The organism is Lysobacter sp. TAB13, from assembly GCF_052113885.1.
GTDB classification, from domain to species: Bacteria; Pseudomonadota; Gammaproteobacteria; order Xanthomonadales; family Xanthomonadaceae; genus Lysobacter; species Lysobacter gummosus.
The window spans coordinates 1-369 of sequence record NZ_JBFRDR010000369.1 but is presented as its reverse complement, the minus strand read 5'-3'; the positions used below and the strand labels follow the sequence as shown (position 1 = coordinate 369).

Sequence of the window (369 nt, the reverse complement as noted above, 5' to 3'; positions counted from 1 at the left end):
GCATCCACCCGTCATAAAATTGCCGGATCCAAGAGTCCACTATATCAGCATGCCAATGGCTTCCGATCAAGACGTCTTCTTGAAAGCCCGGGAACTAACGACATCTCCCTACTTGCTGTTTTACAGAGACGCTGCTCCGCTTCCGAAAGACTTCATGCGAAGCGCGGTCTGGTCGTTGCATGGCCAACTGCAATCCGGCTATGACGACCATGCGAAGCCGTTGTTCAACCAGCTTCATCTGAGTGACCGTTTGTTCGAACTCATGGTTAACCATTTATATCCGGAGGCGGTATAACGTGAAAAAATTGAAAGTGATGACGGTGCTAGGTACACGACCGGAGATTATCCGGTTGTCTGCCGTAATCAAAG

General features: G+C 49.6%; 1 protein-coding gene. It reads left to right on the top strand.

Features of this window, described 5'->3' with window-relative positions; genetic code table 11:
- Positions 1–295, top strand: a 295-nt coding sequence (locus AB4Y92_RS26570; protein WP_441822343.1) for a hypothetical protein, incomplete at its 5' end; no start/stop codon positions are given.
- Between the last annotated feature and the right edge of the window lie 74 nt (positions 296–369).